The organism is Cellulomonas sp. EB106-03-03-XG116, assembly GCF_058792015.1.
Genome location: NZ_JBYTEP010000111.1, coordinates 1 through 3,872 on the forward strand (window position 1 = coordinate 1; position 3,872 = coordinate 3,872).

The 3,872-nt window shown below is 75.3% G+C and carries 4 protein-coding genes; all 4 read right to left on the bottom strand.

The window, feature by feature from the left end:
- Positions 1 to 96: 96 nt before the first annotated feature.
- Genes AC3WUG_RS19440 through AC3WUG_RS19455 form a run of 4 tightly spaced genes read right to left on the bottom strand, consistent with a single transcriptional unit; the run spans position 97 to position 3,813 of the window.
- Positions 97 to 771: a signal peptidase I gene (locus tag AC3WUG_RS19440; protein WP_492329174.1), complete on the bottom strand. Its 675-nt coding sequence runs from the start codon at positions 769 to 771 to the stop codon at positions 97 to 99.
- Positions 768 to 2,504 (bottom strand): RCC1 domain-containing protein, encoded by a 1,737-nt coding sequence (locus AC3WUG_RS19445; RefSeq protein WP_492329175.1) that lies wholly within the window; start codon positions 2,502 to 2,504, stop codon positions 768 to 770. Before AC3WUG_RS19445 ends, AC3WUG_RS19440 begins: the two co-directional genes overlap by 4 nt.
- Positions 2,501 to 3,202, bottom strand: a complete 702-nt coding sequence (locus AC3WUG_RS19450) for a hypothetical protein (RefSeq protein ID WP_492329176.1) — start codon at positions 3,200 to 3,202, stop codon at positions 2,501 to 2,503. Before AC3WUG_RS19450 ends, AC3WUG_RS19445 begins: the two co-directional genes overlap by 4 nt.
- A complete protein-coding gene (locus AC3WUG_RS19455; RefSeq protein WP_492329177.1) occupies positions 3,199 to 3,813 on the bottom strand; it encodes a hypothetical protein in 615 nt (204 codons plus the stop codon). Before AC3WUG_RS19455 ends, AC3WUG_RS19450 begins: the two co-directional genes overlap by 4 nt.
- Between the last annotated feature and the right edge of the window lie 59 nt (positions 3,814 to 3,872).

Below are 3,872 nucleotides of genomic sequence, written 5' to 3' on the forward strand. Positions count from 1 at the left end.
CCCCCCCCCCCCCCCCCCCCCCCCCCCCCCCCCCCCCCCCCCCCCCCCCCCCCCCCCCCCCCCCCCCCCCCCCGCCCGCACCTTCCCGTGGCGCGGTCAGCGCGCACCGTCCCCGCCGGCTCGCCTCCCCCCGAGGCGGTCGACGGGGGCGGTGACGAGCACCGTCACCACGAGGAGTCCGGCGACCACCGCGACGACGTTCTGCTGGAGCAGCTGCACCAGCGTGCCGACGCCGGGCACGGTCGTGAGGACGTGGCCGACCTCGGTCACCACGTACGGCTGGAGGTCGGGGTCGCGGTTGGCGTCGCCCTGGAGCTCGAGCACGGCTGAGCGGCCGTCCTCCGCCGGGGTGGTCGAGACGACGCGGTGCGTGACCAGGCCGTCGGCGTTCACCCGGGGCACGGTCACGACGTCGCCGACCTGCACCTCGGTGGCCGGCACGTTCCGGGCGACCGTGAGCGAGCCCACCGGGATGCCCGGCTCCATGGAGCCGGAGATCACCACCGCCGGGCGGATGCCGAACAGCAGGCACAGCACGGACACGACGATGGAGATCGTGCCGAGCACCGCGGCGACGTTCAGCACCGCGCGCTGGCCGAACCGGACCGCGCCGAGGACGCGGTCGCCGGTGCGGGTCGCGGGCGCCGCCGCGTCCGCACGGGATGCCTCGGCGGCCTGCGCCGCCGCCTCCTCGGCCCGGCGCTGCGCCCGCGTCAGGGGCGCGGCGGCGGGGGCGACCACGGGCGTGGGGGCGTCGTCGAGCCGGGTCATGAGCCGAACACCTTCCGGGTCGCGGTCGCCGCGACGTTCAGCGCCGAGCCGAACGGCGACTCGAGGGTCGCGTCGTTGAAGTTGTAGATGCGGTAGCCGTGGCCGGTCTGGTTCACGCAGTTCCGGTAGTCCGAGCCCACGACGGTCCCGCCGCCGAATGCGTACATGGTGCCGTCCTCACTGGTCAGCCAGGTGGTGCACGCCGTGCCACCCAGGTCGGTGATGCGGTCCTCGTCGTCGACGCCCCAGACGGGCGTGGCGTACCAGACGGCGCCCGCCGGGCGCAGCCCCGTCGTCGCGGTCGAGCCCTGCTGGGCGCAGTTCCCGCCGTTCCGGTCCGGGTCCGCGTAGCCGCTCGTGGAGTGGGTGCCGATGGCCTGGCACCAGTTGTTCGCGCCCCAGCCGTAGACCCGACCGTCGGTGGTGACCGCCTGGACCGCCGAGGTGCCGGCGGAGAAGTGGTGCACCGAGATCGTCGGGCCGTTCTGCGAGGTCTCGATCAGGCCGGGCGCGTAGCCGCCGGCCGAGGCGGCCGTCGAGGCGACGTAGCGGCCGATCGACGGCCAGCCGTAGTTGTCGGTCGTCGCAGCCCAGGTGTACATCTCGTGGTTGGACAGCAGCACCCGGAACGTCCGGGCCCCCGTGCTCAGCTGCCGGACCGGGCAGCCGGAGTCGTCGTACGCGCGGGTGACGTCGTACTCGCCCGTGCAGACCTGCCGGCCCTTCATGTCCTGGTAGATGCGGTCGTACGTCGTCCAGTAGGCCGGGTCGCCCGCCTGCAGCGTGGTGCCGTCGGCGGCCTGGTAGACCTCGGGGTAGCGCTCGAACAGCAGCGCGTTCACGCCCTGCGCGTCCCGCGGGGCGCGCTGGTTGGACATGCTGGTCTGCGCCGAGCGGCCGATGTGGGTGTCGTAGCCCCAGATGTAGACCAGGCCCTCGGTGGTCACCCCGAACGACGAGTTCTGCCCGCCGTACACCCGGTGCCAGGTCGTGGCGCGCGCGCCACCCGACGTGCCCGGGACGATCTGGCCGCCCGAGACCACGCCGACGTTGCTCGTGCCGGTCGAGGTGTCCACCACGATGTTCGCAGGCAGCGGCACCGTACGGGCCGTGCCGCCGCCGACGGGGTTGGGCAGGTTCTCGCCCGCGTAGCCCCAGACGTACATCGTCCCCTCGGCGTCCAGCGCGTAGATCTGGTTCTCCGAGGAGGTCAGGTCGACGATCGTCGGCAGCGGGGCGCGGTCCGACCCGCCCGTGGGCGAGTACTCGGTGATGGCGCGCGGCCGGTTGTTCAGACCGGAGATGCTGCCGGCGTAGTTCGAGCCCCACTGGTAGACGACCCCGTCCGTGCCGAGCGCCGCGAACCAGGTGGTGGAGGCCGCGTTGGCGTAGTGGAAGTTGTCGGTCCCGCCGACCACCTTCGTCGCCGGCACCGGCAGATCGACCGCCGTCGGCGGCTGCGTCGCGCTCACGGTGCCGACGCCGGTGCCGGAGGCCCCGTTGCCGCGGAACCCGCCGAGGTAGACGGTGCCCTCCGCGTTGAACGCGGCGGTCGACGAGGTCCACACCAGCTCGGGCTGCACCGCCGCCCAGGTCTCGGTGGTCAGCTCGGCGACCGCGTGGGTGCGGTCGGTGTAGTCGGCGGCGCTCGCGGCGACGCCGAGCGTCGCGGCGAGCGCGGCCACGAGTCCGCCGGCGGCGAGCCGGGTGCGGGTGCGCGGTGCGAGCCTCATGTCGAGCTCCCTCCGAGGGTGATCGTGACGGCGGGCGTGCCGGACGAGCGGCCGGCCAGGTCGGGGGTCGGGGCGAGGTAGAGCTGGACGATCACGGTCACGCAGGAGCCCGAGGTGCCGAGCGCGAACGTGTCGCCGTCGGCGAGCGGGGCCGCCTCGCGCGCGGTCAGCGGCCGCTCGAGGACGGCCGTCGCGTCGGCGAGCGTGACCGTGCTGGCCGCCGGGTCGGCCGGCGTGCCGAGCAGGTCGACGGTCTGCCCGTCGTCGAACGTGGCCTGGGCGGAGACGCGGATCGCCCCTGCGAGGGCCTCGTCGGTCCCGGGCGCGGCAGCCACCGTGAGGTCGAGCAGCGCGTCGAGGTGCGGGCTGTTGTTGAACACCCGGATCGGCGCGACCGCGGTCGTGCCGGGCAGGTATCCGCCGCGGGACTCCTCGGCGACCGCGAGCCTCATCGACGTCCCCGGGCCGGCGGCCTGCACGGTCCCGGTCGGGACGTGCACGGTGCCGAGCTGGAACGTGCTGCTCAGGTCCTGGATCTGCAGGTAGGCGTCGTCGCGGAACGAGGCGACCGTGGACGGGACGGCCAGCACGCCCACCGCGAGCAGGCCTCCGGCGGCGAGCAGGCGGCGCGGCGGGCAACGCCGGGCCGGCGCGGGCGCCGGGTCGGCGGCGTGGCGGCCGCGGGCGGGTCGGGTCATGGCAGGACTCCTTCGAGGACGACGGGGCTGCCGGCGCGGCTCTGGCCGACCACCTGCACCCCGATGTCGACCGGCAGCAGCGCGTGCTCCGTCGGCGCGGACTTGAGCATCCAGGCCCGGACCTCGACGGTCCGCGCGTCGGTGGGGGTCGTGCCGCTGCCGTCGACGGCGGGCAGCAGCACGCCGCGCCCGTCGTTCAGCGCCCCGAGGGCGGCGGCGTCGAGCGGCACCGGTCCGGTCAGCAGCTGCCCGTCCACCGCGACGGCGAACACCAGCGACGGGAACGGCGTCGCGCCCTCGGTCCGGTCCGCCAGCGTGAGCGCGAGCTCGCCGGTGACCGCGGCGGCGTGGCAGACCGTCACCTGGAAGGTCGCAGGGGCCTGGGTCGGGATCCCGGTGAGCGGGACCGGCACCCGCCGGACGTTCGCCGCGGAGGCCCGGTCCAGCACCAGGTGCGCCTCCTCGGCGGTGCTCGCGGCGACGCGGTCGGTGCAGTCGGCGCCGGCGGGCTGGCTGATCTCGAAGGTGCCGTCCAGGCCCTCGACGGGCAGCTCGACCGTGTCGCGGAACGCGGCGGTGGTCGCGCCGACGAGGCCGAGCAGCCCGAGCACGGCGACCGGGGCGGCCGCGGCACGCAGCGGCGCGGACCGGCGGGGCCCTGCCTCTTACA